The organism is Pseudomonas sp. TMP9, from assembly GCF_037943105.1.
In the GTDB taxonomy this organism is placed as follows: Bacteria; Pseudomonadota; Gammaproteobacteria; order Pseudomonadales; family Pseudomonadaceae; genus Aquipseudomonas.
The window spans coordinates 358,498-375,050 of sequence record NZ_CP149803.1; the positions used below are offsets into that span (position 1 = coordinate 358,498).

Sequence of the window (16,553 nt, forward strand, 5' to 3'; positions counted from 1 at the left end):
ATGGCGCCCACCCTTCGGGCCGTCGCTGGGCAGCGTTAAAACTGTTCCAGACATTTTTTTATTTCGGGAGTCAGTTAATGCTGTGGACACTACTTGCCATCGTGATTTCGGGGCTGGGAGCAGCGGGTATCGCCATGCTGCTGCGCAAGCTGACGCGCAATCGCTTACCGAAGTGGATCATCCCCGCGTTCGGCGGTTTGGGCATGCTGGCTTACCAGATTTACTACGAGTACTCCTGGTTCGAGCATCAACTGCAACGCCAGCCGGCTGAGTCGGTGCTAGTAGCCAGTGAGACCGGCGAAGTGTTTTGGCGGCCGTGGACGTTTTTCTGGCCGATGACTACCGCCTTCACTGTGCTCGACAGCAAAAGCCTGATGCGTGAAGAGGCTGCAGGTAACAGCGTGGTGGCCTTTACCCTGTATCGCTTTGAGAAACAGCACGTTGATCGCGTCAGTCATCAACCGCACGTGCTCAATTGCACGACCGCAGAACTGCTGCCGCTTGATGCGCAGAAAAAACCACTGCTGGAAAAAATGAAACGCATCGATCGTGATGGTTTGCTCTACCAACACGCCTGCTCCTGAGCGCTTAATTGAGCGCCGATTAGGGCGCTCGGTTTATCTGTAAAGCCCTCAGTGCCTAACGGTAGTTGGCACCGAGGTGTCGCCCTGACGCAGGTCAAGGCCGTGGCTTTAACATCGTCCTAAAATCGCGGCCCCTTGGTTTCTCGAGCCCGCGGTTTATGGCCATGCACTCTCCTTACCCTGAGCTGTTGTCTCCAGCCGGCACCCTTAAAAATATGCGTTATGCCTTCGCTTACGGTGCGGATGCGGTGTATGCCGGGCAGCCGCGCTATAGCTTGCGGGTGCGTAACAATGAGTTTGATCACGCCCACCTGGCCTTAGGTATTGCCGAGGCGCATGCCCAAGGCAAGCAGTTCTATGTGGTGGTCAATATCGCCCCGCATAACGCCAAACTGAAGACCTTTCTCAAGGACTTGGCGCCGGTGATCGAAATGGGGCCGGATGCGCTGATCATGTCCGACCCGGGCTTGATCATGCTGGTGCGTGAACATTTCCCGCAGATGCCGATTCACCTTTCTGTGCAGGCCAATGCGGTGAACTGGGCCAGCGTGAAATTCTGGCAGCAGCAGGGACTGAGCCGGGTCATCCTGTCACGCGAGCTGTCGCTGGAGGAAATCGGCGAAATCCGCAGTGAAGTGCCGGGCATGCAGCTGGAGGTGTTTGTCCACGGCGCCCTGTGCATGGCCTATTCCGGACGTTGCTTGTTGTCGGGCTACATCAACAAGCGCGACCCCAATCAGGGCAGTTGCACCAATGCCTGTCGCTGGGAGTACACCGCCGAGCAGGGCGCGCAGAACGAGCAGGGCGATATCGTACGCATCGTCGAGCCCACCTTGGGTGTCGGTGCGCCTACCGAGCAGGTATTTTTGCTGCAGGATGCCACGCGCCCGGACGAGCCCATGCCTGCCTTTGAAGATGAGCACGGCACTTACATCATGAACTCCAAGGACCTGCGCGCGGTGCAGCATGTCGAGCGCCTGGTGCAGATGGGTGTGCACTCGCTGAAAATTGAGGGCCGCACCAAATCCCACTACTACGTGGCGCGTACTGCTCAGGTGTACCGCAAGGCCATTGATGATGCCATCGCCGGCAAACCGTTCGACAAGCGCCTGATGAGCACCCTGGAATCCTTGGCCCATCGCGGTTACACCGAAGGCTTTTTGCGCCGCCATGTGCATGATGAGTATCAGAACTACGAGCGCGGCAGTTCACACTCAGATCAACAGCAGTTTGTCGGCGAGCTGACGGGTGAGCGGCGCGGTGAGCTGGCAGAGGTGAAGGTGAAAAATCGCTTTGCTATTGGCGATGGGCTGGAGCTGATGACCCCTCAGGGAAACCTGCGTTTCACCCTAGAGCAATTAGAAAACCGTAACGGCCAGGCGATGTCCGTCGCCCCCGGTGACGGCCACGTACTGTACCTGCCCGTGCCGCCGGATGTGCAGGTGGGCTATGGCTTGTTGATGCGCGATTTATAGGGTTTTGCGTAGGCTGGATAACGCTTTATTCATCCACCAGGATTGCTGGCCTACCCCGTGGTGGATGAAAAGAGCGTCATCCACCCTACATTCTGTGCCTGCGCAATGGCGGACAATACGTCGGTATATCCGCCCTTTAGGGTATTGAGGCTTGAAGCCTACATTGAATGCGCGCGCTGACGGCGCCGGCTGTTGAGCTGCTGCAACAGCCGGGGCAGGCTGTCGAGGCCTTGCTGACGTGCTTTGCTAAACAGGATCAGCGCCAGTTCAGCGGTAACCAGTGCGTCGGCGCTGGCGTGATGACGTTGCTGCACCTGGAGGCCGAAATGCTGCGTCCAGCCGTCCAGACCGGCGTTGCCCACGCTGGCATTAGGGCATAGCAGCGGAGCGATTTCCGCGACATCAACAAACGCATGTTGCAAGCGATAGCCCAGGCTTTGCTTGAGCGCGCGCGCGAGCATGCGTTGGTCGAACTCGGCATGGAAGGCCAACAGCGGGCTGTCACCGACAAACTGCATAAAGGCCAACAATGCTTCGGCAGGCTCATCGCCCTTGGCGATCTCGCTAGGTGCAATGCCGTGGATCAGGGTGCTGGCGCTGGCTTGATGCCCCTCGCGTTGCAGGGTGCATTCGAATTGCTGGCTAAGGTCGATGGCCGCGTTTTCGATGACCACTGCGCCAATCGACAACACTAAATCGCGGCGCATATGCAGGCCGCTGGTTTCCAGATCCAATACGACGAAGCGCTGTTGCTGCAACGAGCGCTCATCTAATGGGGCGGCTGGCGCTAGGTTTTGCCGGCGCTGCAGTTGCGCTTCGGTCAGCGCTGGGCTGCGGCCCGTAAACCAAGCGAACTTACTCATAACTGATACCTCACGGCCAGGCTGCTTTGCAGCCGCTGCGCCTGGCGGAAAGACTCACGCAGGATGCGTCGATCCAAATGATTAAGATTATCGGGGTCAACCCGGTTGGAGTACGGCTGGTTATTGCGTGCCTGCAGTTGGTGTTGCTGCATGCGTGCCTGTTGAATGTAGTGGTAAGCCTCTTCATAGGCGGCGCCATCCTGCGCCTCGATGACGCCTTGGTCGATCAGCGCGCGCAGGCGCTCAAGGGTGTTGCAAGTGCTCACGCCATGCACCAGTGCCAGTAAGCGTGCACCATCGACAAAGGGCGTCAGGCCCTGCACTTTGAGGTCCAAGGTGTCTTTTTCAGCGCCTTTGCGGGCCACCACGAAGTCGCGGAACAGCCCAACGGGTGGGCGCTGACGCAGGGCATTTTCAGCCATCATGCGCTGAAATAAGCTGTTGCTCGCGACTTGCTTAAGCAGACCTTGGCGCAGCTGTTCGCAGCCCTGCGGGTCGCCCCAGACGCTGCGCAGATCGAAGTAAATACTTGAAGCCAGCAAGTTTTCTGGGGTCGCGGCCTGCACAAAGCTGTCGAAGCGCGTGCGCCACTCCTGCCGCGATAAACACAGCTCGGGGTTACCGGCCATGATGTTGCCCTTGCACAGGGTGAAGCCGCACTGCGCTAAGCGCAGGTTGATTTCATGGGCCAGCGGCAAGAGCCGGCCGCGAATCTCAGCGGCCTCGGCAGCATCAGCAGCCTCGAAGAGAATGCCGTTATCCTGATCGGTGTGCAGGGTTTGCTCGCTGCGGCCTTCACTGCCGAATACCAGCCAAGTGAATGGAGCGCCCGGATCGCCCATGTCCTCCAGCGTCAGCTCGATGACCCGGCACACGGTGTGATCGTTAAGCAAGGTGATCAGCTGAGTGATCTGCGTGGAGCTGGCGCCGTGGGCGAGCATATTGTCCACCAGCTGGCAGACATCGCTGCGCAGCGCTGCTAGGGTTTCCACTCGCCCCGCATGGCGAATTGTCCGCGCCAGATGCACCAAGTCCACTCGCTGCAAGCTGAACAGGTCGCGCTCGGAAATAACGCCGCAGAGCTGTTCGTGTTGCACCAAACAGACGTGGGCGATATGGCGCTCGGTCATGGCCATCGCCGCATCAAAGGCACTGGCGTCGGGTGGCAGGTAAAAGGGCTCCGGGGTCATCAAACTGGCAATGGGCTGTTCCAGCATGCTGCCGTCGGCGACCACCCGGCGCAAATCACGCAGGGTAAAAATGCCCAAGGGTTTGTGTGCTGGGTCGATGATCACAATGCTGCCGACCTGCTGCTCATGCATCAGCTTGACCGCATCACGCAGCGGCATTGCCGGGGCGCAGCTAATGGGCGTGCGCATGGCCAGCTCGCCGAGGCGGGTGTCCAGCGAGTACTGCGCGCCCAACGTTTCCACCGCGCGCATTTGCACTTGCTGGTTGACTTGGTCGAGCAGGCTGCTGACCCCACGCAAAGCAAAGTCTCGCAGTGGGTTAGACAGGGCAAACAGCTTGATAAAGGCGGGCTTGTTTAGCAGCAGACAGAAGGTGTCTTCGCCGGCTAAATGCTCGGTGCGGGTTGCGCGCTCGCCGATCAGGGCGGCGAGGGGAAAGCATTCCCCCGTGGTGATTTCAAAGGTGGTTTCCGTACCTTTGCGCGCCGAGTGCGGGCGCTCACCGTGGACACGGCCCTGTTTGACGATAAAGAACTGCTCAACCGGGCCATCATCAGGTTTGATGATGGTTTCGCCTGCAGCATAGAAACGCAGTTGGCAGTTCTCCACCAAGTACGCTAGGTGGGCCGACTCCATCTGGTTGAACGGCGGGAATTTTTGCAGAAATGCCATGGTGCCGTGGATGTTCTGCAGCACGGCCGTCTTGCCTGCCTGGGTAAAAGCGTCAGCTTTGCTCATGGGCGGCCTCAGGATTGTCTAGGTTTTCATGGTCAGCTGGTGCTGCCGCGCTGGCCATTGGACGTAAGTCTAGAACATGGTGCTGCCCGAGCAGCCCGCATGCCTGGTTACGCACGGCGGCTATGGGGCGCGGCGAATTAAGTTTGCGCTGGGGCGCTCGCTACAGTGGCCAAAATAAAAAACCCTCGGTGGCAATTGCACCGAGGGTTTTTATCTACAGCCTTATCACTCGCTGCCTGACGGCAACGGAATAAGGTGCGTCCAGCGGTAATGCTTACGGCAAGGTAAACAGCACCTTCACCGAACTGTTCACCGCAGCTGCATCAACATAGCCAATGGCGTCTGCTTCAGCCGCAACCTTAGCCACAACGTCAGCATCGCCCGCGACGCTTGGCAGAGGCTGGCCTTTACCGGTGAACACCAACCCGGACCAGTAGGACTTGAGCTGTGATTCGCTTTTGCTGGTGACCGCGCTGTAGAACTTATCCTTAGTCGGATTCCAACCAGCCTGATCAACACCTTTTAGGGATTTATCTTTTCCCAGAAAAATATTGGCCACATCAGCTTGGCTGGGTGCCGCGCTGGCACCCGCATTGACGATAACGGCTACTTCAGCGTGCGCCAGAGTGGTGCAACTGAGCAGTGCGAGAGCGCTAAGCAATTTTTTCATAAAGGCTCTCCTTAAAATACGAAATCAACGCCAACGCTGAAGATGTCAGCGTCTTGGGTGCCCAATGGTGCGCCAAAAACACCTGTGCGCTGGAAGACGGCATTGTCGTAAGACTGCTGTGCATTGGCTTTGAAAACGCCAATGGACTCATCAGTTTGTGAGGTGTCGACGCGCTTGTATTCGCCTTTCAGCGTCACAGTAGGCGTGATGCTGTAGTTGAGGCCGTAGGTCATCGACACTTGACGACCAGACACTTCATCAAGTTGGCCATAGGTCACGTGCGCCAAGTAATCACCGAAGCGGCGGCCACCCATGACGTAGAACGCGGTGGCTTCAGCTTCGTTATCTTGTTCAATGGTGAGTTTTACCGCCTCGGCGGCGCTCAACCATGTGCCATTATCATATTGATGGCCAACTGAGCTGAACTTGCCTTTCTGTGCATCTAGAGCATTGAATACTCGGTTTTCCTGTGCACCAAAGACATTGGTGATTGTCTCGTCCACAGTGATTTGCAAGTCAGCCTCGGCGTAGCCGATGCGGAACGTACCGAAATTATCAGTGGACAGCGCGACGTTGGCCGCGAAAACATCGCGGTAATCCAAGTCTTGCATGTTATCCAGCGCGTAATGATCGCGTTTGATCGCTTGGCCGCCGGCTAATTGGACGCTCACGGTGCCGGCGCCAGTATTGAAGTTGTACAGCACATCAGCGCCGTCATGGTTAGCCAGCTGAACAAGGCTGTAAACCTCTTCCGGCAAGCGCAGCCACGGGTAAGAGAAACCGACGTTAAGGGTTTCTGAATACATGTAAATCGGAGTGCCCAGACGACCGCCACGCAGGGTCAGGTTGTCGCTTGCTTCCCAAGCGAGGTACAAATTGCCGGGCCCTACTTCCCACGAGTCTTGGGTGGGTTTGGTGATCAGTTGGCCGGTAACGCTAACAGTATCGGTGATGCCATAACGCATTTGCACGGCCAGCTTGGACAGCTGATCGCCGCGCCAGCTGTCGTTGGTTTGGCCTTGGATACCGTAATCCAGATCGCTCTCGCCGCCCAAGTGGGTGATGCCGAGGGTGCCGAAACCGTTGAGCTGATACTCGCCTTGCTCAACTGCAAGGGCTGGCAGGCTGGCCAGGCAGACGGCCAAGCCGAGAAGGTGACGTTTGCTCATTCAGGTGTGCTCCTGTGTGTTTCAGGTTAAACGCGGAACTGGGCTGTCGCCGCGCGCAGGTGATCCCCGGTGCTGACCAATTGTTCGCCGAGGCGAGCGGTAGCCTGTGCACCTTGTGCGGTTGCTTGTGCGTCCTGCTGCAACACTTGTGTGTCTTGCTGAATGGAACTGGACAGGCCGATTTGCTCTTGGGTGAACTGAGCAATGCCAGCATTCAATTCGTTGATATGGCCTACCGCATCAGCAATGGCTTCAAGAATTTGTGTGGCTTGCACCGAACGCTCGATGCTGTTTTGGGCTTTTTCGCCATTGGCCGTCATCACGTTAAGCACGCCGTTGGCGCTTGATTGCAGACGTTGAATGATGGTTTGGATCTCGGCGGTCGAGGCAGCGGTTTTTTGCGCTAAGTTGCGCACCTCATCTGCTACTACAGCAAAGCCACGGCCTTGCTCGCCGGCGCGCGCCGCCTCAATGGCTGCGTTGAGAGCCAGCAGGTTGGTTTGTTCAGCAATGCTGCGAATAACCGTTAGCACCGAGCCAACCTGCTGGGTTTCTTCTTCCAGCTGCTCCATGGCCTTGACCGCACCCATAACGCTGCTGCCCAGGTCACTGATGCTGGTTGAAAGGGAGCCAATATTTTGCCGGGCTTGATCGGCTTGCTTGGTGGCTGCACCCGCCTCATCGGAGGCCTGCTGCGAACGATGTGCAACTTCCTGAATGCTGTTGGTCATGGTCAGGATATCGCGGCTGATTGAATCGGTATGGCCTTGTTGCGACCCCGAGTTTTGTTGGGCGTCCTGGGTGAGCCGATACAGCTCTTTGGACATACTGCCCAATGGGTTGGCGGCTTCGATGATTTGGCGGATGGTTGACTGAAGCTTGTCGATAAAGCCGTTGAAGAGCTGAATCATTTCGCCAATTTCATCGTTGGAATCAACGCTCACGCGGCGCGTTAAGTCGCCATCACCACTGGCAATGGCTTGCAGCGAGGTGATTACACCGCGCACGTTGGCCATGATGCCGCGTATGACCAAGAGCGAGACAATGCTCACCAAGATGACCAGCACGGCAGACAGAGCAAAGCCAACTCGGGTGGTGGTGGCATTGTCGGTGCGAGTTTGTGCCAGGGTCTGGCGGAAGTCTTCATAGGCATGCGCGCGGAACGTGGTGCCAAGGCTTTGCGCCTCGTTTAGGTCGGTGGCCATGCGGCCTAGGCTTGGCGCCAGCTCTTCGAAACTGGCAGTACCTTTGATCAGTTGCTCCGAGGCGGGCAGCGCGTTGTCGGCGTAGCGCTTGATCGCAGTGCGCCAAGCGTCCAGCTCTTGACGACGGTCCTGACGGTCGGCAACCAGTAACTGCAACTCCTGTTGCTTGTTAGTAATCTCGGTCAGTACTTGCCGGGCCTCGCTCAGAGTTTCCATTTCACCCGCCGCGACGGCGCTGTTAAGCAGGCCAGGCAGACGCGAGTACTGGAAGATCACCGCGTCGGCTTTCTCCAGCGTTGGGAAGCTGTGGGTTTCAAGGTCCACAAGGCGTTTGTCGTTATTGCCCAGTTGCATGGAGGTGTAGCCGACAAACAGCAGCAGGCCAAGCAACGCAACCGCAGGCAGCAGCAGAAACTTTAGGGTAAGCGAAAGATTTTTTAGCATGGCAGGTGTCCCAATTTGGGGCGAAGTATACCGAGTTGGTTTTGTGGGCATCCTGCCATTTATCGGTCATGTGCTGACCATACGCTTTGCGTATGGTCGATTATTGTTTCGGCAGAGCTTAGTACTTCTGTAGTTAAGGAGGCCCAAATTTATCGACGCATGGCAAAAATACTGGCATGCAACCAAGTGTTTTTGCCTTCTGTCGTGCTGTGCGCAAATGTTGCCAGAAGACTGCTGACGTTATGCTTATGTTTTAGAGGAGTTTACCCGGTCTTGGCATTGATCTTATTTAGGATAATGCACTTTGCACGGTGTATGTCGATACTGAGCTGCAACCTGCAGCGGTAGACCAGCGCCCATAAAAAACCGCCCCGAGAGGCGGTTTTTTGAGTCACTACAGCCTCAGGTTACAGACCGTTGGCCGCTTTGAACTCGCGGCGGCGGCGGTGCAAGACAGGCTCGGTGTAGCCGTTCGGTTGCTTGGTACCTTCGACCACCAGTTCCAGGGCAGCCTGGAACGCGATGTTGCTGTCGAAGTTCGGTGCCAGCGGACGGTACAGCGGGTCGCTGTCGTTCTGTCGATCCACCACAGGCGCCATGCGCTTGAGGCTGGCAACAATTTGCTCTTCGGTGGCGATGCCATGACGCAGCCAGTTGGCCAGCAGCTGGCTGGAGATGCGCAGGGTGGCGCGGTCTTCCATCAAGCCGATGTCATTGATGTCCGGCACTTTCGAGCAACCCACGCCTTGGTCGATCCAGCGCACCACATAGCCGAGGATGCCTTGTGAGTTGTTGTCCAGTTCGTTCTGAACTTCCTCAGGCGTCCAGTTGGTGTTCTGCGCCAGCGGAATGCTGAGGATGTCATCAACGGATGCCGGCGCGCGCTTAGCCAGTTCGGCCTGGCGAGCGAATACATCCACCTTGTGATAGTGCATGGCGTGCAAGGCAGCAGCAGTTGGCGACGGCACCCAGGCGGTATTAGCGCCGGCCATTGGGTGAGCGACTTTTTGCTCAACCATGGCCGCCATCAGGTCGGGCATGGCCCACATGCCTTTGCCGATTTGCGCGCGGCCTTGCAGGCCGGTGGCCAGGCCAACATCAACGTTGTTGTTCTCGTAGGCGCTGATCCACTTCTCGTTTTTCATGGCGGCTTTGCGCACAACGGCGCCAGCTTCCATGGAAGTGTGAATTTCGTCGCCGGTGCGGTCGAGGAAGCCGGTGTTGATGAACACCACGCGCTCGCTGGCGGCTTTGATGCAAGCCTTGAGGTTGACGGTGGTGCGCCGTTCTTCGTCCATGATGCCGACTTTCAAGGTATTGCGCGGCAGGCTGAGAACGCCTTCAACACGGCCGAAAATCTCGGTCGTGAACGCCACTTCCTCTGGGCCGTGCATTTTCGGTTTAACAATGTAGACCGAGCCGGTGCGAGTGTTTTTGCGGCTGGTGTTGCCATTCAGGTTGTGCACTGCGCACAAGCTGGTGAACAGCGCGTCTTGGATACCTTCCGGTACCTCATTGCCAGCGGCGTCGAGGATGGCGGGGTTGGTCATCAGGTGGCCGACGTTCCGCACGAACAGTAGGCTGCGGCCATGCAGGGATAACTCACCACCGGCAGGCTGGGTGTAAACGCGGTCCGGATTCATGGTGCGGGTGAAGGTCTGGCCGCCTTTGGCAACCTCTTCAGCCAAGTCGCCTTTCATCAGGCCGAGCCAGTTTTTGTAGATCACCACTTTGTCGTCAGCATCAACGGCCGCCACGGAGTCTTCGCAATCCATGATGGTGGTCAGTGCCGCTTCCATTAGCACGTCTTTGACGCCGGCGGCATCGGTCTGGCCGACTGGAGTGCTGGCATCAATCTGGATTTCAAAGTGCAGGCCGTTGTGCTTGAGCAGCACGGCGATGGGCGCATCGCTAGCGCCTTGGAAGCCGATCAGTTGCGCGTCATCACGCAGGCCGCTGTTGCTGCCGCCTTTAAGGGCGACGACCAGCTTGCCGTCAACGATCTTGTAGCCAGTGGAGTCGACGTGGGAGCCGGCGGCCAGTGGCGCGGCATCGTCGAGGAAGGTGCGGGCGAAGGCGATGACCTTGTCACCACGAACCTTGTTGTAGCCGCGGCCTTTCTCGGCGCCGCCTTCTTCGCTGATCACGTCAGTGCCGTAGAGAGCATCGTACAGCGAGCCCCAACGAGCATTGGACGCGTTCAGGGCGAAGCGCGCGTTCATCACCGGCACCACCAACTGGGGCCCGGCGAGGCGGGCGATTTCTTCGTCGACGTTCTCGGTGGTGGCGTGGAAGTCGGCAGGCTCTGGCAGCAGATAGCCGATTTCTTGCAGGAAGGCTTTGTAGGCCACTGCATCGTGGGCTTGCCCTGCGCGGGCTTGGTGCCACGCGTCGACCTGTGCCTGAATCTGGTCGCGCTTAGCGAGCAGCGCCCGGTTTTTCGGCGCCAGGTCATTGATGACCGCTTCGGCACCTGCCCAGAACGTCTCGGCAGCAATGCCGGTACCGGGGATGGCTTCGTTGTTCACGAAGTCGAACAGCACTTTAGCAACCTGCAGGCTGCCTACTTGAACGCGTTCAGTCATCACTTGCCTCACTCTGCTCAGCTTTACTCAATAAGCGCGTCGGACATGGGCAGTGCCGCATGTAGTCCGAGGCGCGGCATACTACATCAAGGCCCGGGGAAAATCAGTTGGTGCGCGTCGCTCTGTTGCTAATGAAGTGTTTTGCGATGATTTTGCATAAATATTGCTGCGTTAAATTCACAGTATTGTTCTTTGTGAAGGCGGAATAGTCCGCAGCTAATTGCTTTGAAGGCGCGCGATGGCTCTCGGAGCGGCTTGCCTATACTGCTGCATGGTTTTTATGGAGGTCGACTTTTATGCCTATTCAGGCCGCCACAGCTGCAGATCTCGACGAGTTGAGCGAATTATTCTGCGCCTATCTCACGTTCTATCAGGTGGCAAAACCGCGTGTGCAGGTGCGGGATTTTCTTGCAGCCCGCATGGATAACGCTGATTCGACGATTCTGCTGGCCCGCGATGCGCACGGTGCGGCGCTCGGGTTTGTGCAGCTGTATGCCTTTTTCTCATCGTTAGCGTTGCAGCCGGCTTGGTTGCTCAGTGACCTCTATGTCCATAAGTCGGCGCGCCGCCAAGGTGTCGGTGAGGCGCTGATGAACGCTGCGCGCGATCATGCGCAGGCGAGCGGAGCCTGCGGTTTGCAGTTGGAGACGGCAAAGAGCAATCTGCCAGGACAAGCCCTTTATGAGCGTTTGGGTTATGTGCGTGACGAAGTATTTTTTACCTATTGGCTGAGCTTGAACTGAACAAGGAGCAAAACATGGATCATCTGGTACTCACGGTTATTGCCCAGGATCAGCCAGGGCTGGTCGAGCGCGTCGCTCAGTGCATCAGCGAGCATGGCGGCAACTGGCTGGAAAGCCGCATGTCGCGCATGGCGGGTCAGTTCGCCGGGATACTGCGGGTGGATGTACCGCTGGCGGCGCACCCCGGTTTGGTAGCTGCGCTGGAGGCATTGCAGGCCCAAGGCATTCGTGTGCAGATCGCCACAGGCGGTGCTGCGCCGGTAGTTACCTGGCAAGCTATTCGTCTGGAGTTGGTGGGCAATGATCGCCCGGGCATCGTGCGTGACATCACCCGCTTGCTTAGCAGCCATGGCGTCAACTTGGAGAGCCTGAGCACCGAAGTCGTGCCTGCGCCCATGAGTGGTGAGCTGCTCTTCCAGGCGCAAGCCTTGTTGGGTGTGCCGCAAAGCCTGACCTTGGAGCAGCTGCAAACGCATCTAGAAGCGTTGGCCGATGATCTGATGGTGGAGCTGAAGCTGCAAATCGAGGAGTAGTGCCGGGGTTCCCCGCACTTATATCGATAAACCTGAGCCTTAAACACGAAACCCCGAAGCACTGACACGTGCCTCGGGGCCTTTTTACTAGCTGCTGATGGTTCTTACACCGGCCGGCGTTTGCGCAGGGTTAACCAAGCGTCGACGCTGTAAATAGCCAGCCCAGCCCAAATGCAGATAAACGCCAGCAGCTTGCTCGGGTCGAAATGCTCACCAAACAGGAAGATCGCCTGCAGCAACACTAAGGTCGGGGCCACGTACTGTAAAAAGCCCAGCGTGGTGTAGGGCAGGTGGCGGGCTGCGGCGTTGAAGCACACCAGCGGTACCAGGGTAATCGGGCCCGCAGCAATCAACCAGAGCGCTTGCGGGGTGCTCCAAAAATCAGCTTGGGTGCTCATCGCCGCTGGGTGCAGCAGCAACCAGCCAAGCGCCAGTGGCAGCAGCAGCCAGGTTTCTACGACCAATCCGGGCAGTGCTGCGACCGGCGCCTGTTTACGAATCAGCCCGTAGAAGCTGAATGTCAGGGCCAGCACCAGGGAGACCCAAGGAATGCTGCCAACCTGCCACAACTGCTGCATAACCCCCAGCGCAGCCAACGCCACGGCCAGCCATTGCAAGCGGCGCAACCGCTCGCCAAGAATCAGCATGCCCAGCAGGACATTGACCAGCGGGTTGATGTAGTAGCCCAGGCTGGCCTCAAGCATGCGCCCATCATTTACCGCCCACACATACACCAGCCAGTTGCTGGCGATCAGCAGGCCGCTAAGGCCCAATACGGCGAAACGCTTGGGGTGGGCCAGTAGCGCGCGCAGCCAGCCAGGGTGCTTCCATACCAGCAGCAGCAACGCACCAAAAATGGCCGACCAAAGTGCCCGGTGCACGATGATTTCAAGTGCGGGCACGCTTTGAATGGCTTTGAAATAGAGTGGGAACAGGCCCCAAATAATGTAGGCGGTCAGGCCGAGAATGTACCCGCGACGCGGGTTGACGTTGGCCATGATGGGTCCTTGCTTGGGCAGCTAACTAAAGAGTCAGAGTCTAATCGCGGCGGTGCAGGCCTGTCCGGGTAGGCAGGTTTTTCTTCAGTGGTAAACGCTGCTTGGCTGTAACAAAGACGTTACGCCAAGGTGGCCAACTGTTCTGCTGGTTGCGCTTGCGACGCCGCTCAGGCAAGCCTTGGCCGCTCACTTCCTCTGAGTTGAATGCGCAAGCGCGGCCTTGAGCAGCCGATCAAAATAGCCTTAGCGGCTCTTCATCCAAGGCCGATAACTGCTCACGTAAGATCAGAATCTGCTCGCCCCAATAACGCTCGCTACCGAACCAGGGGAAACTCATGGGGAACGCCGGGTCGTCCCAGCGCCTTGCCAGCCAGGCGCTGTAATGCATCAGCCGCAGCGTGCGCAGGCCTTCAATTAGTGGCAGCTCGCGTGGGTTGAAATCATGGAATTCCTGATAACCCTCCATCAACTCTGAGAGCTGACCGAGGCGCTCATGCCGTTCGCCGGCAAGCATCATCCATAAATCTTGGACGGCAGGGCCCATGCGGCAGTCGTCGAGGTCGACCATATGGAAGGTGTCGTCCCGGCATAGCAGATTGCCGGGGTGGCAATCACCGTGCAGGCGAATCGCTTTGACCGGGTTGCTGGCGAATAGCGTATCCAAGCGCTTGAGCAGATCGCGCGCCACCGACTCGTAGGCGGGCAGCAGGCCGCGCGGAATAAAATTCCCCTCTAGCAAGGTTGCCAGTGATGCGTGGCCAAAGTTGCTCACCTGTAAGGCTTCACGATGGGCAAATGGCTTGAGTGAGCCCACAGCATGCAAGCGGCCGAGTAGCTGACCGAGGCGGTACAGTTGGTCGAGGTTGCCCGGCTCTGGCGCTCGCCCGCCGCGTCGGGGAAATAGCGCAAAGCGAAAGCCGGAATACTCGAACAAGGTTTCGCCATCGCGCACCAGTGGAGCCACCACCGGCACTTCACATTCGGCCAGCTCGAAGGTGAAGCTGTGTTCTTCGCGAATCGCCGCATCGGTCCAGCGATCAGGGCGATAGAACTTGGCGATTAGCGGCATTTCATCCTCGATGCCCACTTGGTAGACGCGGTTTTCATAGCTGTTGAGCGCCAGCACGCGTGCATCGCTGAGGTAGCCGATGCTCTCCACAGCATCCAGCACCAGATCGGGTGTGAGTGCGGCAAATGGATGGGACATGGGCGGCTCCGGTCAGTTGGCCGCCGAGTGTAGCGCTTATGCAGGGTCGGGCGGGGTTTGCGCGCTACGTTATGGTCCCGGATTACGCCTAGGCTTATCCGGGCTACCGAAGCTGTTGATCGCGGGGCGTAGACATGCGCGCCAATTAATACACATTTACTCCACACCAACCCCCTCGTAGCCCGGATAAGCGCAGCGCAATCCGGGAACGCCTTTTCGGATTACGCTCAGGTTTAACTGGTCTCTAGGGGCGGGCTAGTCGCCGGGCTTTGGCGTGCGCGCCAAGCAATACACATCAACCCGCGCGGCACCGGCTTTGCTTAACAGCTGCGCGAGGCTTTCAGCGGTAGCACCGGTGGTCAATACGTCATCAATCAGCGCCACGTGCAGGCCTGTCATTGAGCTGCCTGCTTTTAAAGCAAATGCGTTGCGTAAGTTACGTTTGCGCGTGGCAGCATCCAGTTGCTGCTGTGCAGGCGTATCGATGATGCGTTGCAGCCAGTGCGGCTGTTGTGGCACATGCAATGAAGCGCTCAGCCACTGCGCGAGCAACTGCGCTTGATTGAACCCGCGCTGGCGCTGGCGTTTGTCTGCCAAAGGGACGGGCAGCAGTAGTTCGGGTTTTTTCAGCCCGTTATCGAAGGCATGTTGCAGATGATGTGACAAAAGCTCGCCGAGCAAGCGTCCCAATGGCCACTTAGCCTGGTGCTTGAACCGGGTGATCAGGCTGTCGATGGGGAAGGCATAGCGCCACGGTGTTTCAACCTTGGTGAAGCTGGGCGGCTTTTTCAGGCAGCTCCCGCACACCAAGCCGTGACTGGGCAATGGCAGGGCGCACACCTGGCAGTGCCCGCCTAGCCAAGGCAGCTCAGCTTCACAGTTGGTGCAGATGGCCAGCGCGCCGTCGGCTAGTTCGTCGCAGAGCAAGCAGCTTTGTTTGTTTTTTAACCAGTTGTAAACCTGGAATGTTGAGTTGGGTTGACAGCGCATAGGCCTTCCTTAAATATGCCACGCATCCGTGTCGAGCTTGCTCAGCGTAGCAAGCCACCGCCAATAACAAGGAGTAACCGATGAGCGCCACCACCGCCGCTAACCTGCGTCACGATTGGACCTTAAATGAGGTTAGGGCGCTCTTCGAGCAACCGTTCAACGATTTGCTCTTCGCTGCACAAACGGTGCACCGCGCGCACTTCGATGCAAACCGCGTGCAGGTCTCCACCCTGCTGTCGATCAAGACTGGTGCTTGCCCAGAAGACTGCAAGTATTGCCCGCAGTCTGGCCACTACAACACCGGTCTGGAAAAGGAAAAACTGCTGGAAGTGCAGAAGGTGCTGGACGCAGCCGCCGAGGCTAAGGCCATCGGCTCCACTCGTTTCTGCATGGGTGCGGCGTGGAAGCATCCGTCGGCCAAAGACATGCCCTACGTGCTGAAAATGGTCGAAGGTGTTAAGGCCTTGGGGCTGGAAACCTGCATGACCTTGGGCAAGCTGGACAAAGATCAAACCCAGGCGTTGGCTGATGCGGGGCTCGACTATTACAACCACAACCTCGACACCTCGCCGGAGTTTTACGGCAGCATCATTACCACCCGCACCTACGGTGAGCGCCTGGAAACCCTGGCCCACGTGCGTGAGTCGGGCATGAAAATCTGCTCCGGTGGCATCCTCGGCATGGGTGAGTCGCTGGATGACCGCGCGGGCCTATTGATCCAACTGGCGAATCTGCCTGAGCATCCGGAGTCCGTGCCCATCAACATGCTGGTTAAGGTTAAGGGTACGCCGCTCGCCGATGAGCCAGATGTCGATCCGTTCGACTTTATCCGCATGCTCGCTGTGGCGCGGATCATGATGCCGCAGTCGCACGTGCGGCTGTCTGCCGGCCGTGAGGCGATGAATGAGCAGATGCAAGCCTTGGCCTTCTTCGCCGGTGCCAACTCGATTTTCTACGGCGAGAAGTTGCTGACCACTGCCAACCCGCAGGCTAATAAGGATATGCAGTTGTTCGCCCGTCTCGGCATTAAGCCAGAAGCGCGCGAAGGGCATGCGGATGAAGTGCACCAGGCGGCGATTGAGCAGGCCCTTGCAGAGCAGCGCGACTCCACGCTGTTCTACAACGCTGCGGTATAACCCCTTCCATAAAAGCCAACCGG

The 16,553-nt window shown here is 57.9% G+C and carries 14 protein-coding genes; 5 read left to right on the forward strand and 9 right to left on the reverse strand.

The genetic code is table 11. The features are described 5' to 3' along the window. Nucleotides 1–77 precede the first annotated feature (77 nt). Together WF513_RS01720 and yegQ are read left to right on the forward strand one after the other, a co-directional pair. Nucleotides 78–584, forward strand: coding sequence for a hypothetical protein (locus WF513_RS01720; protein WP_339081035.1), 507 nt, complete (start codon nt 78–80; stop codon nt 582–584). Nucleotides 585–748: 164 nt separating this feature from the next. Further along, complete coding sequence (yegQ, locus tag WF513_RS01725; protein WP_339081036.1) at nt 749–2,059, forward strand: tRNA 5-hydroxyuridine modification protein YegQ; 1,311 nt, start codon at nt 749–751, stop codon at nt 2,057–2,059. 158 nt (nt 2,060–2,217) lie between these two features. Here yegQ and WF513_RS01730 read toward each other — a convergent pair whose 3' ends face one another. The 6 genes from WF513_RS01730 to WF513_RS01755 all read right to left on the reverse strand — a co-directional run bounded on the left by WF513_RS01730 (nt 2,218) and on the right by WF513_RS01755 (nt 10,923). Continuing rightward, the gene (locus tag WF513_RS01730) at nt 2,218–2,922 is read right to left on the reverse strand and encodes a 3'-5' exonuclease (RefSeq protein WP_339081037.1); all 705 of its coding nucleotides are present in this window, start codon (nt 2,920–2,922) and stop codon (nt 2,218–2,220) included. Continuing rightward, nucleotides 2,919–4,850 (reverse strand): putative nucleotidyltransferase substrate binding domain-containing protein, encoded by a 1,932-nt coding sequence (locus tag WF513_RS01735; RefSeq protein ID WP_339081038.1) that lies wholly within the window; start codon nt 4,848–4,850, stop codon nt 2,919–2,921. The genes WF513_RS01730 and WF513_RS01735 overlap by 4 nt, the downstream gene beginning before the upstream one ends. A 274-nt stretch (nt 4,851–5,124) precedes the next feature. Beyond that, a complete protein-coding gene (locus WF513_RS01740) occupies nt 5,125–5,520 on the reverse strand; it encodes a phosphate ABC transporter substrate-binding protein (RefSeq protein ID WP_339081039.1) in 396 nt (131 codons plus the stop codon). A gap of 11 nt (nt 5,521–5,531) precedes the next feature. After that, nucleotides 5,532–6,689 carry a hypothetical protein gene (locus tag WF513_RS01745; RefSeq protein ID WP_339081040.1) on the reverse strand — a complete coding sequence of 386 codons (1,158 nt, stop codon included), beginning with the start codon at nt 6,687–6,689 and terminating at the stop codon, nt 5,532–5,534. A 26-nt stretch (nt 6,690–6,715) separates the two neighbouring features. Continuing rightward, entirely contained in the window at nt 6,716–8,338 is a 1,623-nt protein-coding gene (locus WF513_RS01750) for a methyl-accepting chemotaxis protein (protein ID WP_339081041.1), read from the reverse strand. A 407-nt stretch (nt 8,339–8,745) separates the two neighbouring features. Next, nucleotides 8,746–10,923 carry a malate synthase G gene (locus WF513_RS01755; RefSeq protein WP_339081042.1) on the reverse strand — a complete coding sequence of 726 codons (2,178 nt, stop codon included), beginning with the start codon at nt 10,921–10,923 and terminating at the stop codon, nt 8,746–8,748. A 296-nt stretch (nt 10,924–11,219) separates the two neighbouring features. Here WF513_RS01755 and WF513_RS01760 point away from each other — a divergent pair, with 296 nt between their 5' ends. Together WF513_RS01760 and WF513_RS01765 are read left to right on the forward strand one after the other, a co-directional pair. After that, on the forward strand, nt 11,220–11,666 hold the full coding sequence (locus WF513_RS01760; protein ID WP_339081043.1) for a GNAT family N-acetyltransferase: 447 nt from the start codon (nt 11,220–11,222) through the stop codon (nt 11,664–11,666). Nucleotides 11,667–11,680: 14 nt separating this feature from the next. Continuing rightward, nucleotides 11,681–12,199 (forward strand): ACT domain-containing protein, encoded by a 519-nt coding sequence (locus WF513_RS01765; RefSeq protein ID WP_339081044.1) that lies wholly within the window; start codon nt 11,681–11,683, stop codon nt 12,197–12,199. A 104-nt stretch (nt 12,200–12,303) separates the two neighbouring features. Here WF513_RS01765 and rarD read toward each other — a convergent pair whose 3' ends face one another. The 3 genes from rarD to WF513_RS01780 all read right to left on the reverse strand — a co-directional run bounded on the left by rarD (nt 12,304) and on the right by WF513_RS01780 (nt 15,394). Continuing rightward, the gene (gene rarD, locus WF513_RS01770) at nt 12,304–13,197 is read right to left on the reverse strand and encodes an EamA family transporter RarD (protein WP_339081045.1); all 894 of its coding nucleotides are present in this window, start codon (nt 13,195–13,197) and stop codon (nt 12,304–12,306) included. A gap of 232 nt (nt 13,198–13,429) precedes the next feature. Further along, on the reverse strand, nt 13,430–14,404 hold the full coding sequence (locus WF513_RS01775; RefSeq protein WP_339081046.1) for a serine/threonine protein kinase: 975 nt from the start codon (nt 14,402–14,404) through the stop codon (nt 13,430–13,432). 255 nt (nt 14,405–14,659) lie between these two features. Further along, a complete protein-coding gene (locus tag WF513_RS01780; protein ID WP_339081047.1) occupies nt 14,660–15,394 on the reverse strand; it encodes a ComF family protein in 735 nt (244 codons plus the stop codon). Between the two features lie 80 nt (nt 15,395–15,474). Between WF513_RS01780 and bioB the strand changes: the two genes are divergently transcribed. Beyond that, complete coding sequence (gene bioB / locus WF513_RS01785) at nt 15,475–16,530, forward strand: biotin synthase BioB (protein WP_339081048.1); 1,056 nt, start codon at nt 15,475–15,477, stop codon at nt 16,528–16,530. Nucleotides 16,531–16,553 lie beyond the last annotated feature (23 nt).